Source organism: Streptomyces sp. NPDC044064 (assembly GCF_056434245.1).
Genome location: NZ_JBWKFN010000021.1, coordinates 1 through 16628 on the forward strand (window position 1 = coordinate 1; position 16628 = coordinate 16628).

Consider the following 16628-nt stretch of genomic DNA (forward strand, 5'->3'; position numbering starts at 1 on the left):
ATCGGCTGCGGCATCCTCGCCGGGATCAACGGGCTGCTGGTGAACGCCGGATGGCTGCCCGGCCTGACCCCCGCCCTGGCCGCCGTCGCCTCCGCGTTCATGGCGCTGATCGCGGTGTTCGTCGGATACAACACCGCGAAGGAGTTCGGCGGCACGCCGGTGCTGGGCGGTGCCGTGGCCGCCGTGGTCGTCTACCCGGGCGTGGCGAAGGTGACGGCGTTCGGGGTGCATCTGGCGCCCGGCCAGGGCGGGGTGCTCGGCGCGCTCGCGGCGGCGCTGCTGGCGACCCGGGTGGAGAAGTGGTGCCGGGGCCGGGTGCCGGGTGCGCTGGACGTGCTGCTGACCCCGACCGTGACCGTCCTCGTCTCCGGCCTGGTCACGCTGTACGGCCTGATGTACGCGGCCGGCGTGGTCGCCTCGGCGATCGGTGCGGCGGCGAACTGGCTGCTGGCCACGACCGGAGCGCTGGCCGGACTGGTCCTCGGCGGCCTGTTCCTCCCCCTCGTCACGCTGGGGCTGCACCAGGCCCTGATCCCCATCCACACCACCCTCATCGAGCAGCAGGGCTACACCGTCCTGCTCCCGCTGCTGGCGATGGCGGGCGCGGGCCAGGTGGGCGCGGCGCTGGCGGTGTACGTCCGCCTGCGCCACGACGTCTCCCTGCGTACGACGATCAGGTCCGCGCTCCCGGCGGGACTGCTGGGCGTGGGCGAGCCGCTGATCTACGGGGTGTCCCTGCCGCTGGGCCGCCCGTTCGTGACGGCGTGCGCGGGCGGGGCGGCCGGCGGGGCCTTCATCGGGTTCTTCGCGATGGTCGGGGACAAGGTGGGGGCGACGGCCATCGGCCCGTCGGGCTGGGCCCTGTTCCCGCTGCTCGCGGGGAACCGGGGTCCGGGGCTGACGGCCGCCGTCTACGGGGGCGGACTCCTCACCGGGTACGCGGTGGGGTTCGCGGCGACCTACTTCTTCGGCCTCCCCCGCGGCTCCCGTGTGGCCGCCTCGCCGTGACGCAGCGTCGGCACCGGTCGTTGCCCCGGGCATGATGAAGAAGCTTCTGGCCACCGCCGCCCTGACCGCCTGCGGCGCCGCCCTGGCCGGCCCCGCCCACGCCGACGACCACTGGACCGCCACCGCGACCGCCCTGTGCGCCGGCGACCTCGTCGTGACCCCGGCGGTCAAATCCGTCTCACCGCTGCCCCTGACGGATTCCGCCCCCGCCTGCGGCAAGGGAAGCCTCATCCACAACGGCGGCTGACCGACCGACACGGCAGCGCCCACCCACCACAGGCCACCACGGACGCCCCCTGGCACACAAAGACCACCCGCACCCGCCGACGGCGAATCCGCCGACAAACACCACCCGCGCCCCCGACAGCGAATCCGTCCCGCGAAGACCACCCGCACCCGCCGACGGCGAATCCGCCCCGCAAGGGCCACCCGCACCCGACCACGAAACCCGCACGGGTGGTGCGGGTGGGAACACGAAACCCGGCCGGAGGCCGGGTGCCCACCCACCGGCCGCAAGCCGTCACCGTCCCGCGTTACCGTCGACACCATGAACCACGCCCAGCTCACCGCCCTCGGTCGGGCCCTGCGGCTGCTCGGGGAGCACGGGGAGGCGCTCACCGCCGACACCCCGGACGCCCGGCTGTACGAGGTCAAGGCCGATCTACGGCGCGCCCTCGACCTGCTGGACGAGAGCGTCACGGCCGGTGCCCCCTCCACCCGGTGCCCCGAACATCCGCACGGCCCCGTCGACGAGAGCGCCCCCGACCTGTGCCTGCTCTGCGAGACCCGGCGCCGGGCCGCCCGGCGCTCGGAATTCCAGGGCAGGCCCGGCCCGGCCGGACCGGCCGCCACCGCCCCCTCCCGTTACGGCGTCCGGGCCGACCGCCCCCAGCCCCAGCAGCGGTGGCTGCCGGAGGCCTGGAACGGGCGCGAGTGGGAGCTGTGCGGGACGCCCCGGCGGGACCGGCACGAGGCCGAGGCGTATCTGGCCGCCCAGCGACGCGGATCCCGGCCCGCCATGGCGTACCGGCTCGTGCACGAGTTCACCGACTACGAGGTGCTGCGGATCTGGGGGACGCCGGTGCACGTCGACATCGAGCCCCTGGGCAACCTCTAGCCGAGCAGTGGCAGGGGCAGGAACTCGTGGCCCTGCCACAGACGCCTGCTGCGCTCCTCCGGGTAGGCCGCGACCGTCGGCTCGGCGTCCAGGACCTGCACCCGGCGGGCCTCGGTGTCGTACGCCGGCCAGCCCGGGTCGCCGGTGCGGGCGAACGACGTCCACGCGCGGCGGAAGCGGGCGGACAGCTCCTCCGCCTCGGCCGGAATGTCCGCCCCGGCGAAGAGCAGTCCACCCAGGACGCCGCGGTACGTGCCGAAGAGCAGGGCGACGTCCAGGGCGTGGCAGGCGCCCAGGACACCGCCGCTGCCCGGCGCCGCCCAGGTCAGTTCGTAGACGTGGGCCCTGCCGCCGCCCGCCAGCTGGGCCTGGGCGAGATGCAGGCTCGGCATCCCGAACAGCCAGTCCGTCTGGATCCGTTCGAACAGGTCGCTCGGCGAGGCGTCCGGGAAGGCCGAGCGGTAGGCCTGTTCGCCGGCCTCGCCGCCCGGGGCGTACATCCGCAGCGCCGCGGTCGCCCGGTCCTCCGTGATCTTGCCGAGCATGCCGCCCATGGCCAGGAACAGACGGAACTCGTCCCGGTTGTGGCCCACCAGGAGATCGACGTCCCGTGCCGCGCCCGCCGCCAGAGCCTGCCAGGGGGCGGTGGGCAGGATGTCGCCGTCGACGACCGGGGAGAAGGGCGTGACCGTCGGTGCCGCCTGGCCCCATCTGTCCGTGTACTGGAGCATCTTGGCGCTCAGCGCCTGTCCGGCTCCGACGAGTTCACGGGGGTCCACCGCGGCCAGGTCCGCCGCCGTCGGCTGCCGCCCCGCCTCCGCCGCCAGCGCCCCGGCGATGTCACGCGCCAGCTCTGCGGAGAAGAACGTGCCCGGCAGGCTCTGCGCCACGGCCCGCCGGAACAGCCCCCGGGCCCTCGGCATCACCAGCAGCGAGGCCACCGAGCCCGCTCCGGCCGACTCGCCGAAGACCGTGACCTGGCCGGGGTCACCGCCGAACGCCGCGATGTTCTCCCGCACCCACTCCAGGGCCGCCACCTGGTCCAGCAGGCCCCGGTTGGCCGGCGCGCCCTCCAGGAGGGTGAATCCCTCCATGCCCACGCGGTGGTTGAAGGTGACCACGACGACGTCGCCGTCCCGGGCGATGCGCTGTGCGTCGTAGCCGGGCTGGCCGGCGTGGCCCAACTTGTACGAGCCGCCGTAGATCCACACCATGACCGGGCGGCCGGCGGACGGGTCCGGGCCGGGCGTCCACACGTTCACGGTCAGCCAGTCGTCACCGGTGGGGCCGGGCACCCCGGCCCCCTGGACTCCCAGGTCCTGCGGGGGCGGGGGTCCGAAGGCGTACGCCTCCCGGGTGCCGTCCCAGGGCCGGGCCGGGCGCGGGGCCTGGAACCTGGCCTCGCCGACCGGGGGTTCGGCGAAGGGGATGCCACGGAAGACCGCCAGACCGTCCTCGTGGCGTCCGCGCACCGCGCCGGAGGCGGTGCGCACCACAGGTCCGGCGGTCTCCGCCGCCCGGGCACCGGACTCGCTCGTCGTCATGCTCGCTCCTCACTGGTCATCAGGGGAACGGACGGGAACGATCACAAGTGCCCGGCGAACCGGGCCACTTCGGCCCAGGTCAGCTGAGGGTCTGCAGCGCGGCCGCGTCGTACGCCTTCAGCTCGTCGAAGCGGTCCGCGAGCACCTTCGCCGCCCACTCCGGGTCCTGGAGCAGCGCGCGGCCGACGGCGACCATGTCGAACTCGTCGGCCTCCAGGCGGTCGAGCAGGTTGTCGATGCTCTTGACCGGGGAGCCCTCGCCCTGGAAGGCATTGATGAAGTCGCCGTCGAGGCCGACCGAGCCGACGCTGATGACCTGCTTGCCGGTGAGCTTCTTCGTCCAGCCCGCGAGGTTCAGGTCGGAGCCGTCGAACTCGGGCAGCCAGTAGCGGCGGGTGGAGGCGTGGAAGACGTCGACGCCGGCGGCGGCCAGCGGGGTCAGGATCGCCTCCAGCTCCTCGGGGGTCTCGGCGAGACGGGCGGCATAGTCCTGCTGCTTCCACTGCGAGTAGCGGAAGATGATCGGGAACTCGGGCGAGACGGCCGCGCGGACCGCCGCGACGATCTCCGCCGAGAACTTGGTGCGGGCCGCCGCGTCGCCGCCGTAGGCGTCGGTGCGGCGGTTGGTGCCGGCCCACAGGAACTGGTCGAGGAGGTAGCCGTGGGCGCCGTGCAGCTCGACGCCGTCGAAGCCGATGCGCTCGGCGTCGGCGGCGGCCTGGGCGAACGCGGCGACGACGTCGTCCAGGTCCTGCTGGGTCATGGCCCTGCCGGTGGGCTCGGCACCCTCGGTGACCAGGCCGGACGGGCCGACCGCCGGAGCGTCCGCGAACGGCGGCTCACCCTGCTTGCGGACCATGCCGATGTGCCACAGCTGCGGCACGATCGTGCCGCCCGCCGCGTGCACGTCCTCGGCGACCTTCGCCCAGCCGGCCAGCTGCTCCTCGCCGTGGAACCGGGGCACACGGTCGCTCTGCCCGGCCGACTCGTGCCCGACGTACGTACCCTCGGTGACGATGAGACCGACACCGGCGGCGGCACGGCGCGAGTAGTACGACCGCACGTCCTCGCCGGGGACGCCGCCCGGGGAGAACATGCGGGTCATCGGCGCCATCACGATCCGGTTGGGAACCGTGAGCCCGTTGAGGCTGATCGGGCGGGAGAGGATCTGGGCCGCGCGGGAGGCGGGAGGCGTCGTGTCGGTCACGTGGGGGCTCCTCGAGTGCTGCTCGGTCTGACCGGCTGGTATGTGCATACGCATTGTTGCACCTCCTCAAAGAACCATCTATGCGGTGCGGCACATTCCAGGTCCGGGCCGGCCACCTTGTGATCCCGGCCACGCCCGCCGGCCTCAGGGCAGCTCGGCCGCCGCGCGCGAGCGGGCGTCCCGGTTCAGCCGCCGCACCCTTGCGCGCAGCACCTCGTCCGGCGCCGCCTCCCCCAGCTCCTCGGGCGGACAGTCCCACTCCCGGCCGCCACCCACGGGCCTGAGCTGCACATAACCCCCTACGCGCGCCATGACCTCACCGATCCGCCCGCTCCGCACGTCGACGGCGTACGTCCCGATCTCCCCGGTCACGCATCCCCGCCCGGCCGCCGCAGCACCGCCGCCAGCCGCGAGGCCACGCCCAGGTTGCAGCGGCCCAGGTCGACGAGGGCGTAGGGGTGGCCGTGGGCGCCGGTCACCGGGTCGATCCGCAGCGAGGGGAGGATGATCCCCACCTCGCGCAGGGCCGTGCGCAGCCGCTCGACGGCTTCCGCCGCGGAGCGGGCGGGCCGGTCGTCCGCGGTCGATTCCTTCGCATTCATTGCGCCAATTCCTCCACGCTGGGTGTTCACTTTCGCTACACAGCGTGGCCGTCCGCGCTCTAGCCTGGCTAGACACAGCGTCCCAACAACCCTGCTTGTACGACCCGGGAGTTGCCATGGCAGGACCGAAGGACCTCGATCCGTCGTCGTCGCCCCGCGCCCTGCTGGGCGCCGAGTTACGGCATGCGCGCGAGCGGAAGGGACTGAGCCAGGAGCAGCTGGGCCAGAGGCTGTTCGTGAGCGGGTCGTTCATCGGGCAGCTGGAGGCGGGGACTCGGCGGATGCAGCCGGAGTACGCGGAGCTGCTGGACGAAGTCCTGGAGACAGGGGGCTTCTTCAGCAGGAACTGCCATGCGGCGGCCAAGACGAAGTACCCGCAGCACTTCGCGGAGGTGGCGGAGTCGGAGGCTCAGGCGTCGGCGATCAGAGAGTATGCGCCACTTCTCATCCCCGGGCTGCTCCAGACGGCCGAGTACGCACGGGCCGTGAACCGCGCGTACGACCCGACGACGCCGGAGGAGACCATCGATGAGTGGGTGGAGGGACGAATGGCGCGGGCCCGCCTCCTCGACCACCCAACAAAGCCGCTGTTGTGGGCAGTGCTTGACGAGGCGGCCTTGCGCCGGGAGACCGGCGGCCGGGCAGTGATGGCGGAGGCCCTGCGCCATATCACCGGCCTGGCCCGTCGGAGCCGAGTCATCGTGCAGGTGTTGCCGCTCAGCGCGGGTGCGCACACGGCTATGGAGGGTGCCCTCAAGCTGATGGACTTCGAGGGCGCCCCTCCACTGGTCTACCTTGAGGGAGTACGCAGCGGGCGGCTGGAGGACGACCCGGCCGCTGTCGCCCAACTCAGGTTCGTATTCGACCTCCTTGTGGCCTCCGCTCTCTCACAAGAGAAGTCCCTGGCCCTGGTCGAGGCGTTGGCGGAGGATTACGCCCATGAGGAACATCGCTGACTACGACCTGAGCACGGCTGAATGGATCAAGTCGAGCTACAGCGGTGGTGGCGGCGGCAACTGCCTCGAAGTTGCGGTCGACCACCCCGCCCTCATCCCCATCCGCGACTCCAAGACCCCCCTGGGCCCGAAGCTCGCGTTCCGGGCCGAGGCGTGGTCGGCGTTCGTCGAAGACCTGAAGCGGGCCTAGCCGAGGCTCAAGCGCCAAGCTCCGAGCCCTCTTTGCATGGAATGGGAGGCGGGTTCAACCCACCCTCCCACCCTGCGAGTTGACTTGGCGCGACCGACTTGCGACGGACAGTCACGAGGCTCTAGCGTGCCCGCATAACGAACAACCCCCGCCAGGTGCTACCAACACCTGCGGGGGTCTGACCTACGAGATCAGGAAGCGGATCCCGTGGCTGACGCCAAGCTTAGTGCTGCCCCTGTACCCGTGCACGCATCCGGCCATCCGATGGCCAATCCGGGTTACGGCAAACGCTCCGCACCGGACCAACTCCCCCGCACCAAACACGACTTCGCACACTTACCTCCCCGCGAAGCCGCCATCGCCGCGTACATCGACCGCCTACCCGACGGCGCTGACATCTCCGTCAAAACGCTGGCCAAGACGCTCCCGTACGGCCAGTGCGCGCTCCGTACGGCGCTCAACCGCATTCAGGCGGCAGGGCACTTGAGGCGAGGCCGGGAACGGCTGGAGACCGACTCGGGCGGCTCGCGCTGGATCACCCGATCGTGGTGGTCCCGTACCGCGCGCGACGATGCCTGGTGGGCGGCGTTCACGCGCGGCAACGTACCGGAACCGGAGCAGCCGCCGGACGAACGCGCCCGCCCCACCCGCTCCCGCGCCCACATCCTCCTCGCCGCCCTGGGCCGTACGGCCCCGGTCCTGTCCCTCTCCGCCGCCGACTGCGCGGCGCTCGCCCCGCTGGTGGAGGAGTGGTTCGCGCGCGGGGCCACCGAGGAGATGCTGCTGGCCGCGCTGACCGCGGGGCTGCCGACGCCCGTGCACAGCCCGGCGGCCCTGCTCCGCCGCCGGTTGACCGACAAACTCCCGCCGGAACCACCCGCCCCACGCCCGCCCCGCCGGGTCCTGGAGTGCACGGAGTGCGGGGTACCGGGGCGCCCGGAAGCACTGCCGGGGGGCGTGTGCAGCGGCTGCCGAGGCGAACGCGCTCCCTCGCACCCTCGTACGCCCCTGCCCGCCCCCGCAGTCCACGCCCGCGTGGGCGAGATCCGGGCTGCCATGTCCGTACGACGACGCGAAAGGACACCCGCATGACCGCTCCTACGGTCCGGCGACACCACCCCGGGGCACGATGGAGGGGAGGAGGCGACGCCATGACCCCCAGCACCGCCGAACGCCCGCAGATGCCCATCGAGGACTTCGAGGACCTCGCCGCCGCAGCCCCTGAGCACGTGCGCCTCGAATTCGTCGACGGCCGGGTCCGTACCAAGGACCCGCTCAGCGTCGAGGACTTCGAGGAGCTGGAACGCCGGGCACCGGAGACCGTCCGGCTTGAGTACATCAACGGAAAACTAGAGGTCAAGGCGATGCCGGACGGCAAGCACCGTTCGATTTACGTGTGGCTGGTGCGCCAGTTCCTGCTCCACCGTCCCGACCTTGATCTCGCGCCCGAGTCCGGGGTCAAGGCCGAGGCGTACCGCAAGGGACGTGCCCGCACCGACGCGGCACTCGCACCCGTGGATCACTTCGTCGAAGACGGCGAATGGTCCGAGGCCAACGGCATCCTGATGGCTCTGGAGATCACCTCCCGCGACCACGACACCAACCAGCGCGACCGCATCGACAAGCCCATCGGCTACGCGGAGGCCGGTATCCCGGTCTACCTCCTCGTCGACCGCGACAACTGCACCGTAGTCGTGTACAGCGAGCCCAAAGACGGCCACTACCGTCAGTCCCCCTCCTACCCCTGGGGAGCAGTCGTCGAGCTTCCGCCGCCCGTGAGCATCACCCTCGACACCGAACCGCTGAAGAAGTACGCCTACTGAAACGCCCGAGGGCGGCACCCCCAGCCAGAAGCTGGAAGCACCGCCCTCGGTCCGAAGGACAGGCGATCAACCGTCAGGTCGATCAGAAGTCCATGTCACCGCCCGGCATGCCGCCCGGAGCGGCCGCAGCGGCCTTCTCCGGCTTGTCGGCGATGACGGCCTCGGTGGTGAGGAACAGCGCGGCGATGGAGGCGGCGTTCTGCAGGGCAGAGCGGGTCACCTTCGCCGGGTCGATGATGCCCTCGGCGACCAGGTCGACGTACTCGCCGGTCGCGGCGTTCAGGCCGTGGCCCGGGGTCAGGTTGCGCACCTTCTCCACCACGACACCGCCCTCGAGGCCGGCGTTGACGGCGATCTGCTTCAGCGGGGCCTCCAGGGCCAGCTTCACAGCGGCGGCACCGGTGGCCTCGTCGCCCTCGAGCTCCAGCTTCTCGAAGACACCGGAGGTCTGCAGCAGGGCCACGCCACCACCGGCGACGATGCCCTCCTCGACCGCGGCCTTCGCGTTGCGGACGGCGTCCTCGATGCGGTGCTTGCGCTCCTTGAGCTCCACCTCGGTGGCGGCACCGGCCTTGATGACCGCGACACCGCCGGCGAGCTTCGCCAGGCGCTCCTGCAGCTTCTCGCGGTCGTAGTCCGAGTCGCTGTTCTCGATCTCGGCGCGGATCTGGTTGACCCGGCCGCCGACCTGCTCCGAGGAGCCGGCACCGTCGACGATGGTGGTCTCGTCCTTGGTGATGACGACCTTGCGGGCGCGGCCCAGGAGGTCCAGGGTCGCGTTCTCCAGCTTGAGGCCGACCTCCTCGGAGATGACCTCGCCGCCCGTGAGGATGGCGATGTCGCCGAGCATGGCCTTGCGGCGGTCACCGAAGCCCGGAGCCTTTACGGCGACGGACTTGAAGGTGCCACGGATCTTGTTGACGACCAGGGTCGACAGGGCCTCGCCCTCGACGTCCTCGGCGATGATCAGCAGCGGCTTGCCCGACTGCATGACCTTCTCGAGGAGCGGGAGCAGGTCCTTGACGGAGCCGATCTTGGAGTTCGCGATGAGGATGTACGGGTCCTCGAGCGACGCCTCCATGCGCTCCATGTCGGTCGCGAAGTAGGCGGAGATGTAACCCTTGTCGAAGCGCATGCCCTCGGTGAGCTCGAGCTCCAGACCGAAGGTGTTGCTCTCCTCGACGGTGATGACGCCTTCCTTGCCGACCTTGTCCATGGCCTCGGCGATCAGCTCGCCGATCTGGGTGTCGGCGGCGGAGATGGACGCGGTGGAGGCGATCTGCTCCTTGGTCTCGACGTCCTTCGCCTGCTCCAGCAGGGCGGCGGAGACGGCCTCGACGGCCTTCTCGATACCGCGCTTCAGAGCCATCGGGTTGGCACCGGCGGCGACGTTGCGCAGGCCTTCCTTGACCAGGGCCTGGGCGAGCACGGTCGCGGTGGTCGTACCGTCACCGGCGACGTCGTCCGTCTTCTTGGCGACTTCCTTGACCAGCTCGGCGCCGATCTTCTCGTACGGGTCCTCGAGCTCGATCTCCTTGGCGATGGAGACACCATCGTTGGTGATCGTGGGGGCGCCCCACTTCTTCTCGAGGACGACGTTGCGGCCCTTGGGGCCGAGCGTCACCTTCACGGCGTCCGCGAGCTGGTTCATGCCGCGCTCGAGGCCGCGCCGCGCCTCCTCGTCGAACGCGATGATCTTGGCCATGTGAAGTGGTCCCTCCAGGACTGGGGGTGATTCCTTCGGACCGCGCCCGCGCCCGCGACGGACGGCTCGCCGACCTGTGGTTCCTTGCCCCACCTGGCCTGCGGGCCTCACCGACCCGGTCCTTCTTGTCACTCTCACCTTCAGAGTGCTAACGCCAATGATTAGCACTCGACCCCCCCGAGTGCAAGCGCCTCGGGCATGCCGGAGGGGGCGCTCAGCCGCGCGCGAACAGGGACCCCGGGCACGACGAAGGGCCCGTACCCCAGGAGGTACGGACCCTTCGAAGATGAACAGAAGAACGTCGCTGTCAGTCGACGCGTGCCTCAGCTGGTCGCCAGCCGGACCATGTCCGCCTGCGGGCCCTTCTGACCCTGCGAGATCTCGAAGTCGACCCGCTGCCCCTCTTCCAGGGTGCGGTAACCGTCCATCTGGATCGCGCTGTAGTGGACGAAAACATCCGCACCACCGTCGACCGCGATGAAGCCGTACCCCTTCTCCGCGTTGAACCACTTGACGGTGCCCTGAGCCATGCCTAACTCCCCTATTACTGGCCCTTGCACAGATCCACACTTCGCGGACCCGGGTCAGACCTCACCCCCCATTGGTCGGGGGCGTGCGCCGGAACGCGTCGACCGCGGCTGAATGTATCTGTCCAACTGCCCTCTGCAACAGGTCAATCGGACGAGAATTCTGGACGAGCGCGATCCGGAATCTGCCGAGAATTCGCCCGAATTCAGGGCAAGTCGGGCTATATAAAAGGCGCAAAAGGCGCATACTCCGCGTGTACTTTGGCTGCTTCTCACCGGGCGTAAGGCATGATTCCGGGGCTTGCGACCCGCAGATCCGGCACGCGTTCCCCAACCTTACCGCGCTCAATCACACAGAATGGCCCCCTCCGCTTCTCTCACGGAGGAGGCCATTCGATGAACATTCAGTAACCGCGGTTACCGAAGGTAATGGTCCACTTTTGATCAGCCGCCGGCGACGGCGGGAATGATGGAGACACCGGCACCGTCCGGGGTCGCCGTCTCCAGCCCCTGCTCGAAGCGGACGTCGTCGTCGTTGACGTACACGTTGACGAAGCGGCGCAGCTTGCCCTGGTCGTCGAGAACCCGGGCCGCGATGCCCGTGTGGTTCTTCTCCAGGTCCTGGATCACCTCGGCGAGGGTCCCGCCCTCGGCGGCGACCTCGGCCCGGCCGCCCGTGTAGGTGCGCAGGATGGTGGGGATGCGGACGGTGACGCTCACGATGAAACCTCCGGTCAGGCGGAACGAAAGGACGGGGTAGGACGAGGTCCCTAGACGAGCCCCGCGTCGCGGAACGACTCGAGGGTGGGACGGATCGTCGCGGTGAGCCCCGTACCCGCCACCGCGTCCAGCGTCTTGAGACCGTCACCGGTGTTGAGGACGACCGTCGTCAGGGCCGGGTCCAGCACACCGTCCTCGATCAGCTTCTTCGTCACGCCGACCGTCACGCCGCCGGCGGTCTCCGCGAAGATGCCCTCGGTCCGGGCCAGCAGCTTGATCGCGTCCACGACCTGCTCGTCCGTCACGTCCTCCACCGCGCCACCGGTACGGCGGGCGATGTCCAGGACGTACGGGCCGTCGGCCGGGTTGCCGATCGCCAGCGACTTGGCGATGGTGTTCGGCTTCTGCGGGCGGACCACGTCGTGACCGGCCTTGAAGGCGGTGGACACCGGCGAGCAGCCCTCGGCCTGCGCACCGAAGATCTTGTACGGCCGGTCCTCGACGAGCCCGAGCTTGATCAGCTCCTGCAGACCCTTGTCGATCTTCGTGAGCTGGGAGCCGGAGGCGATCGGGACCACGATCTGGTCCGGGAGCCGCCAGCCGAGCTGCTCGCAGATCTCGTACGCCAGGGTCTTCGAGCCCTCCGCGTAGTACGGCCGCAGGTTGACGTTGACGAAGCCCCAGCCCTCGCCGGCCGGGTCACCGATCAGCTCGGAACAGAACCGGTTCACATCGTCGTAGTTGCCCTCGATGCCGACCAGCTCGCCGCCGTAGACCGCGGCCATCACGACCTTGCCCTGCTCCAGGTCGTGCGGGATGAACACGCAGGAGCGGAAGCCGGCGCGGGCGGCGGCGGCGCCGACGGCACCGGCGAGGTTGCCGGTCGAGGAGCAGGAGAGCGTGGTGAAGCCGAAGGCGCGCGCCGCCTCCAGGGCCTGGGCCACCACCCGGTCCTTGAAGGAGTGCGTCGGGTTGCCGGAGTCGTCCTTCACGTACAGCCCGCCGGTGACACCCAGCTCGCGGGCCAGGTTGTCGGCCTTGACGAGCTTGGTCCAGCCCGGGTTGATGTTGGGCTTGTCGGCCACGTCGGCGGGGACGGGCAGCAGCGGCGCGTAACGCCAGATGTTCGCGGGGCCGGACTCGATACGCTTGCGCAGCTCTTCGGTGTCGTAGGCGGCGAAGTCGTAGGCGATCTCCAGCGGACCGAAGCACTCCTCGCAGGCGAACACCGGCCCGAGGGGCACCCGGTGACCGCACTCGCGACAGCTCAGAGCTGTGGCGGGGCCGAGGTCTACGGTGGGATTGCTGGTGCTTGCAACTGTCTGCACAGCCATGGAGGCGAGGCCCTTTCTCCTCATCTTCCTCACGACGCATCTCGCCGTGAGACGGATTTGGCACCTTCCCTAGCCGGGAGCCTCGCTGGAGAACGAGAACCGACTGGAGGGTTGCCGGGGCTTCATCGGGCCGTTTCCCTCTGCCCCTCTGGATGAGCTGTATGTGGTTGTCAACGCTCGTTGACCCTGACATGCGATGGTCACCGGCGTTGTTCAAGACTGTAACCGAAGGCCAGGACAGTTGAGATAGTCGTCCGAACCGCGAGATGGATCACACGGTCACGCCATGTGATCACGACAGTGAGGAGCCGCAGACCGTGCTGGAAGAAGTCGAGCGCTGGCTGGCCACCCGCTCCTGGTCCGTGACCGATCGTCCGCTCCACCGGATACTCGCCGCCAAGCAGCGCACCGGTCAGTCCGTCTCCGTCGTCCTGCCCGCGCTGAACGAGGAGGAGACGGTCGGCGACATCGTCGCGATCATCCGTCACGACCTCATGCAGCAGGTCCCGCTCGTCGACGAGATCGTCGTCGTCGACTCCGGGTCCACCGACCGCACCTCCGAGGTGGCCGCCTCGGCGGGCGCCCGGGTCGTCCACCGCGACGAGATCCTCCCGCGCATCCCGGCCGTCCCCGGCAAGGGCGAGGTGCTGTGGCGCTCGCTGCTGGTGACCGGCGGGGACGTCATCTGCTTCATCGACGCCGACCTGAAGGAGTTCTCCTCCGACTTCGTCTCCGGCATCGTCGGCCCGCTGCTCACCGAACCCGGCGTCGACCTGGTCAAGGCGATGTACGACCGCCCGCTCGGCGGCGCGACCGGACAGGGCGGCCGGGTCACCGAACTCATGGCCCGTCCGCTGCTGAACATGCACTGGCCGCAGCTGGCCGGTTTCGTGCAGCCGCTCGGCGGCGAGTACGCGGCCCGCCGCTCGCTGCTCGAACAGCTCCCCTTCCCCGTCGGCTACGGCGTCGAGCTGGGCATGCTGGTCGACGCCGTGCACCTGGTCGGCCTGGACGCCCTCGCCCAGGTCGACGTCGGTGTGCGCAAGCACCGCCACCAGGACGGACAGGCGCTGGGCCGGATGGCCGCGGCGATCTACCGCACGGCACAGCTCAGGCTCGCCCGCGGACACCTCGTACGGCCGTCCCTCACCCAGTTCGAGCGGGGCGAGGACGGGTTCGAGCCACGCACCTACTCGGTGGACACCGAGGAGCGGCCGCCGATGGCGGAGATCGCGGAGTACGCGGCGCGCCGGGTGGCGTGAAGGGCGCACGAGAACGGCTGTATACAGCCCCCTTCCGGGGCAGACCGTACGTTTGAGCGTTTCCGGGCCGGGCTAGGTTGAGGCGTATGGCTTCCACCCACGGTGCTGAGGTGCTGGTCGCGTCCAATCGCGGCCCGGTTTCGTACGAGGTCCTCGAGAACGGCTCGCTGCGTGCCAGACGGGGCGGCGGCGGGCTGGTCTCGGGTCTGTCGGCCATCGGGCCGGACACCAACGCGGTATGGGTGTGCGCCGCGCTGGGCGACGGCGACCGCGAGGCGGTACGGCGCGCGGGCGGCGGGCTGCTGCCGGCCGAGGAGACCGGCGGGCAGCGGGTGCGGATGCTCGACATCGACGCGACCGTGTTCTCCGACGCGTACAACGGCATCGCCAACTCGGTGCTGTGGTTCGTCCACCACATGCTGTACCAGACGCCGCTGGAGCCGGTCTTCGACGCGGAGTTCCGGCGGCAGTGGGCGTCGTACGAGGCGTACAACCGCGCCTTCGCCGAGGCGCTGGCCGAGGAGGCGGCGGACGGCGCCGCGGTGCTCATCCAGGACTACCACCTGGCCCTCGCCCCCCGGATGCTCCGCCGGCTCCGCCCCGACCTGCGCATCGGCCACTTCTCGCACACCCCGTGGGCCCCGCCGGACTACTTCCGTCTGCTGCCCGACGACATCGCGGCCGAGCTGCTGACCGGCATCCTGGGCGCGGACCGGGCCGCGTTCCTGACCCAGCGGTGGGCGGACGCGTTCACCGACTGCTGTCACGCGGTGCTGGGCCCCGGCATCCCGTCCGGGACCCGGATCGGTGTGCACGGGCTCGGCGCGGACGCGGACTTCCTGCGCGAGCGGGCGCACCGGACGGACGTGGACGAGCGGATGGCCGCGCTGCGGGAGGAGATCGGCGAGGGGCGCCGGACGATCGTCCGGGTGGACCGCACCGAGCTGTCCAAGAACATCGTGCGCGGCCTGCTGGCGTACCGGCAGCTCCTGGAGGACCACCCCGAGTGGCGCGAACGGGTGGTCCACCTCGCCTTCGCCTACCCGTCCCGGCAGGACCTCGCCGTCTACCGGGAGTACACGGCCGAGGTGCAGCGGGTGGCGGAGACGATCAACTCCGTGTACGGGACCGAGGGCTGGACGCCGGTCGTGCTGCACGTCAAGGACGACTTCGCCCGCTCCCTGGCCGCGTACCGGCTCGCGGACGTGGCGCTGGTGAACCCGATCCGGGACGGCATGAACCTGGTCGCCAAGGAGGTGCCGGTGGTCTCCGAGGAGGGGTGCGCGCTGGTGCTGTCGCGGGAGGCGGGGGCGTACGAGGAGCTGGGCGAGGACGCGATCGTGGTGAACCCGTACGACATCGGGGGCACGGCGAACGCGTTGCACGAGGCGCTGAGCCTGCCGGCGGGTGAGCGGGCGGAACGCTCGAAGAGGCTCGCCGTGGCCGCCACGGCGCTGCCGCCCGCCCAGTGGTTCCTGGATCAGCTGGGCGGACTGGAGCGGTAGCGGGTCAGGGCATGCGTGCTGCCAGGGCTCGCAGGAGGGCCACGACTCCCTCCGGGCCGTCCACCACCACGTCCGCCCGTTCCGCCAGTTCCGTGACCTCGGTGCTGCCGCTGCAGACCAGGAGGCCGGGGACGCCGTCGGAGCGGAGCTTGTCGACGGCCGCGTAGGCGGGGAGGTCGCCGAGGTCGTCGCCGACGTAGAGGACGGACCCGGCTCCGGTGGCGCGGACGTGGTCGAGGAGGGCGACGCCCTTGTCCATGCCGGGCGGGCGGAGTTCGAGGACGAGCCGGCCGGGCTCGACGATCAGTCCGTGGCGGGTGGCGAGGTCGGCGAGGGGGTCGTGCAGGGCATCGAACGCGGCCTGCGGGTCGTCGGCGCGGCGGGTGTGCACGGCGATCGCGCGCCCCTTCTCCTCGATCCAGGTGCCGTGCCCGGCCCCGGTCTGCTCCAGGAGGCCCGGCAGCTCGGCGCGGACCTCGGCCACGCCGGGGTGGGGCGGAGGTGCGGTGACCGTGTCGGACGCGGCCTCCCAGCGTTCGGCGCCGTAGTGCCCGAGGACGACGAGGTGTTCCAGGCCGGGGGTGCCCGCGAAGCCGCCGTGCCTGACCGCCACCTCGGCGGGTCTGCCCGTGATCACGGCCACCGAGGCGACCTTGGGGGCGAGGACGGCCAGCGCGGGGACGGCGTCCGGGTGGGCTCGGGCCTGTTCGGGGTCGGCGACGATGGGGGCCAGGGTGCCGTCGAAGTCCAGGCCGATCACCGCGGTGCGGGGCCTGGCGAGCAGCGCGGCGAGTCCGTCCCGTCCGGCCTGGGTCACCGGGGTCGGCAGAAGGTCCATACGGCGACAGTATCCAGGGCGGGCCCTGGTCACTCCTGGCAGCAAAACCTCAGCGCTCCGAGCGGCGTGCCTCCCGGACCCGGCGCAGACGGTTCACCGTCACCGGGTCCAGGGCCAGGGCCCGCTCGTCGTCCAGCAGGGCGTTGAGGAGCTGGTAGTAGCGGACCGGGGAAAGGCCCAGTTCCTCGCGGATGGCCCGTTCCTTCGCGCCGGGGCCGGGGAAGGTCCGGCGCTCCAGCGCGAGGACGGCCTTTTCGCGGGTGCCCAGTTCCATGAGGGTCACCGTAACG

At 70.7% G+C, this 16628-nt stretch carries 19 protein-coding genes and 1 riboswitch; of the genes, 9 read left to right on the plus strand and 10 right to left on the minus strand.

The annotated features are described in order from the left end of the window. From AC07DS_RS29805 to AC07DS_RS29815, 3 genes are all read left to right on the plus strand, one after another. Positions 1-1008 (plus strand): PTS transporter subunit EIIC (locus AC07DS_RS29805; RefSeq protein ID WP_479150239.1); only part of this gene is annotated, 1008 nt, incomplete at its 5' end. A 31-nt stretch (positions 1009-1039) separates the two neighbouring features. Continuing rightward, entirely contained in the window at positions 1040-1255 is a 216-nt protein-coding gene (locus tag AC07DS_RS29810; RefSeq protein WP_479150240.1) for a hypothetical protein, read from the plus strand. Between the two features lie 300 nt (positions 1256-1555). Then, entirely contained in the window at positions 1556-2125 is a 570-nt protein-coding gene (locus AC07DS_RS29815) for a hypothetical protein (RefSeq protein ID WP_145876032.1), read from the plus strand. Here the strand turns inward: AC07DS_RS29815 and AC07DS_RS29820 are convergent. From AC07DS_RS29820 to AC07DS_RS29835, 4 genes are all read right to left on the minus strand, one after another. Then, complete coding sequence (locus AC07DS_RS29820; RefSeq protein ID WP_479150243.1) at positions 2122-3669, minus strand: carboxylesterase/lipase family protein; 1548 nt, start codon at positions 3667-3669, stop codon at positions 2122-2124. The two genes, AC07DS_RS29815 and AC07DS_RS29820, sit on opposite strands and share 4 nt — an antisense overlap. A 79-nt stretch (positions 3670-3748) precedes the next feature. Further along, positions 3749-4876, minus strand: a complete 1128-nt coding sequence (locus tag AC07DS_RS29825) for an NADH:flavin oxidoreductase (protein WP_479150244.1) — start codon at positions 4874-4876, stop codon at positions 3749-3751. A 144-nt stretch (positions 4877-5020) separates the two neighbouring features. Next, positions 5021-5248, minus strand: coding sequence for a hypothetical protein (locus tag AC07DS_RS29830; protein ID WP_479150247.1), 228 nt, complete (start codon positions 5246-5248; stop codon positions 5021-5023). Further along, a complete protein-coding gene (locus tag AC07DS_RS29835; RefSeq protein WP_479150249.1) occupies positions 5245-5478 on the minus strand; it encodes a hypothetical protein in 234 nt (77 codons plus the stop codon). Before AC07DS_RS29835 ends, AC07DS_RS29830 begins: the two co-directional genes overlap by 4 nt. Positions 5479-5594: 116 nt before the next feature. Here AC07DS_RS29835 and AC07DS_RS29840 point away from each other — a divergent pair, with 116 nt between their 5' ends. The 4 genes from AC07DS_RS29840 to AC07DS_RS29855 all read left to right on the plus strand — a co-directional run bounded on the left by AC07DS_RS29840 (position 5595) and on the right by AC07DS_RS29855 (position 8447). Further along, positions 5595-6434 (plus strand): helix-turn-helix domain-containing protein, encoded by an 840-nt coding sequence (locus AC07DS_RS29840; RefSeq protein ID WP_479150251.1) that lies wholly within the window; start codon positions 5595-5597, stop codon positions 6432-6434. After that, positions 6418-6624 carry a DUF397 domain-containing protein gene (locus AC07DS_RS29845; protein ID WP_479150253.1) on the plus strand — a complete coding sequence of 69 codons (207 nt, stop codon included), beginning with the start codon at positions 6418-6420 and terminating at the stop codon, positions 6622-6624. Before AC07DS_RS29840 ends, AC07DS_RS29845 begins: the two co-directional genes overlap by 17 nt. 264 nt (positions 6625-6888) lie before the next feature. Next, positions 6889-7716, plus strand: coding sequence for a hypothetical protein (locus tag AC07DS_RS29850; RefSeq protein WP_479150255.1), 828 nt, complete (start codon positions 6889-6891; stop codon positions 7714-7716). A 59-nt stretch (positions 7717-7775) separates the two neighbouring features. Continuing rightward, positions 7776-8447 carry a Uma2 family endonuclease gene (locus AC07DS_RS29855; RefSeq protein ID WP_479150257.1) on the plus strand — a complete coding sequence of 224 codons (672 nt, stop codon included), beginning with the start codon at positions 7776-7778 and terminating at the stop codon, positions 8445-8447. A gap of 82 nt (positions 8448-8529) precedes the next feature. Here the strand turns inward: AC07DS_RS29855 and groL are convergent, their stop codons facing one another. From groL to thrC, 4 genes are all read right to left on the minus strand, one after another. After that, complete coding sequence (gene groL / locus AC07DS_RS29860) at positions 8530-10152, minus strand: chaperonin GroEL (RefSeq protein ID WP_145876015.1); 1623 nt, start codon at positions 10150-10152, stop codon at positions 8530-8532. Positions 10153-10475: 323 nt separating this feature from the next. Then, positions 10476-10682 carry a cold-shock protein gene (locus AC07DS_RS29865; protein WP_019057200.1) on the minus strand — a complete coding sequence of 69 codons (207 nt, stop codon included), beginning with the start codon at positions 10680-10682 and terminating at the stop codon, positions 10476-10478. 441 nt (positions 10683-11123) lie between these two features. Continuing rightward, positions 11124-11399, minus strand: a complete 276-nt coding sequence (locus AC07DS_RS29870) for a MoaD/ThiS family protein (protein WP_145876013.1) — start codon at positions 11397-11399, stop codon at positions 11124-11126. Between the two features lie 50 nt (positions 11400-11449). Beyond that, positions 11450-12733, minus strand: a complete 1284-nt coding sequence (gene thrC / locus AC07DS_RS29875) for a threonine synthase (RefSeq protein WP_479150260.1) — start codon at positions 12731-12733, stop codon at positions 11450-11452. Between the two features lie 17 nt (positions 12734-12750). After that, positions 12751-12892: riboswitch (SAM riboswitch) on the minus strand. Positions 12893-13050: 158 nt separating this feature from the next. Between thrC and AC07DS_RS29880 the strand changes: the two genes are divergently transcribed. Both AC07DS_RS29880 and AC07DS_RS29885 read left to right on the plus strand, forming a co-directional pair. Beyond that, positions 13051-13995 (plus strand): glucosyl-3-phosphoglycerate synthase, encoded by a 945-nt coding sequence (locus AC07DS_RS29880; RefSeq protein WP_479150262.1) that lies wholly within the window; start codon positions 13051-13053, stop codon positions 13993-13995. An 86-nt stretch (positions 13996-14081) separates the two neighbouring features. Next, on the plus strand, positions 14082-15500 hold the full coding sequence (locus AC07DS_RS29885; RefSeq protein WP_479150263.1) for an alpha,alpha-trehalose-phosphate synthase (UDP-forming): 1419 nt from the start codon (positions 14082-14084) through the stop codon (positions 15498-15500). Between the two features lie 4 nt (positions 15501-15504). On the opposite strand, the gene otsB is transcribed toward AC07DS_RS29885, so the two are convergent. Together otsB and AC07DS_RS29895 are read right to left on the minus strand one after the other, a co-directional pair. Continuing rightward, positions 15505-16338: a trehalose-phosphatase gene (gene otsB, locus AC07DS_RS29890; RefSeq protein WP_479150265.1), complete on the minus strand. Its 834-nt coding sequence runs from the start codon at positions 16336-16338 to the stop codon at positions 15505-15507. Between the two features lie 49 nt (positions 16339-16387). After that, complete coding sequence (locus AC07DS_RS29895; RefSeq protein ID WP_145876006.1) at positions 16388-16612, minus strand: DUF3263 domain-containing protein; 225 nt, start codon at positions 16610-16612, stop codon at positions 16388-16390. Between the last annotated feature and the right edge of the window lie 16 nt (positions 16613-16628).

Bases quoted from the DNA above. Each gene is read 5' to 3' on its own strand.
- AC07DS_RS29835 (WP_479150249.1), bottom strand. From the start codon at position 5,478: ATGAATGCGAAGGAATCGACCGCGGACGACCGGCCCGCCCGCTCCGCG.
- AC07DS_RS29810 (WP_479150240.1), top strand. From the start codon at position 1,040: ATGATGAAGAAGCTTCTGGCCACCGCCGCCCTGACCGCCTGCGGCGCC.
- groL (WP_145876015.1), bottom strand. From the start codon at position 10,152: ATGGCCAAGATCATCGCGTTCGACGAGGAGGCGCGGCGCGGCCTCGAG.
- AC07DS_RS29855 (WP_479150257.1), top strand. From the start codon at position 7,776: ATGACCCCCAGCACCGCCGAACGCCCGCAGATGCCCATCGAGGACTTC.
- AC07DS_RS29820 (WP_479150243.1), bottom strand. From the start codon at position 3,669: ATGACGACGAGCGAGTCCGGTGCCCGGGCGGCGGAGACCGCCGGACCT.
- AC07DS_RS29885 (WP_479150263.1), top strand. From the start codon at position 14,082: ATGGCTTCCACCCACGGTGCTGAGGTGCTGGTCGCGTCCAATCGCGGC.
- AC07DS_RS29815 (WP_145876032.1), top strand. From the start codon at position 1,556: ATGAACCACGCCCAGCTCACCGCCCTCGGTCGGGCCCTGCGGCTGCTC.
- AC07DS_RS29845 (WP_479150253.1), top strand. From the start codon at position 6,418: ATGAGGAACATCGCTGACTACGACCTGAGCACGGCTGAATGGATCAAG.
- AC07DS_RS29850 (WP_479150255.1), top strand. From the start codon at position 6,889: ATGGCCAATCCGGGTTACGGCAAACGCTCCGCACCGGACCAACTCCCC.
- AC07DS_RS29895 (WP_145876006.1), bottom strand. From the start codon at position 16,612: ATGGAACTGGGCACCCGCGAAAAGGCCGTCCTCGCGCTGGAGCGCCGG.
- AC07DS_RS29865 (WP_019057200.1), bottom strand. From the start codon at position 10,682: ATGGCTCAGGGCACCGTCAAGTGGTTCAACGCGGAGAAGGGGTACGGC.
- otsB (WP_479150265.1), bottom strand. From the start codon at position 16,338: ATGGACCTTCTGCCGACCCCGGTGACCCAGGCCGGACGGGACGGACTC.
- thrC (WP_479150260.1), bottom strand. From the start codon at position 12,733: ATGGCTGTGCAGACAGTTGCAAGCACCAGCAATCCCACCGTAGACCTC.
- AC07DS_RS29840 (WP_479150251.1), top strand. From the start codon at position 5,595: ATGGCAGGACCGAAGGACCTCGATCCGTCGTCGTCGCCCCGCGCCCTG.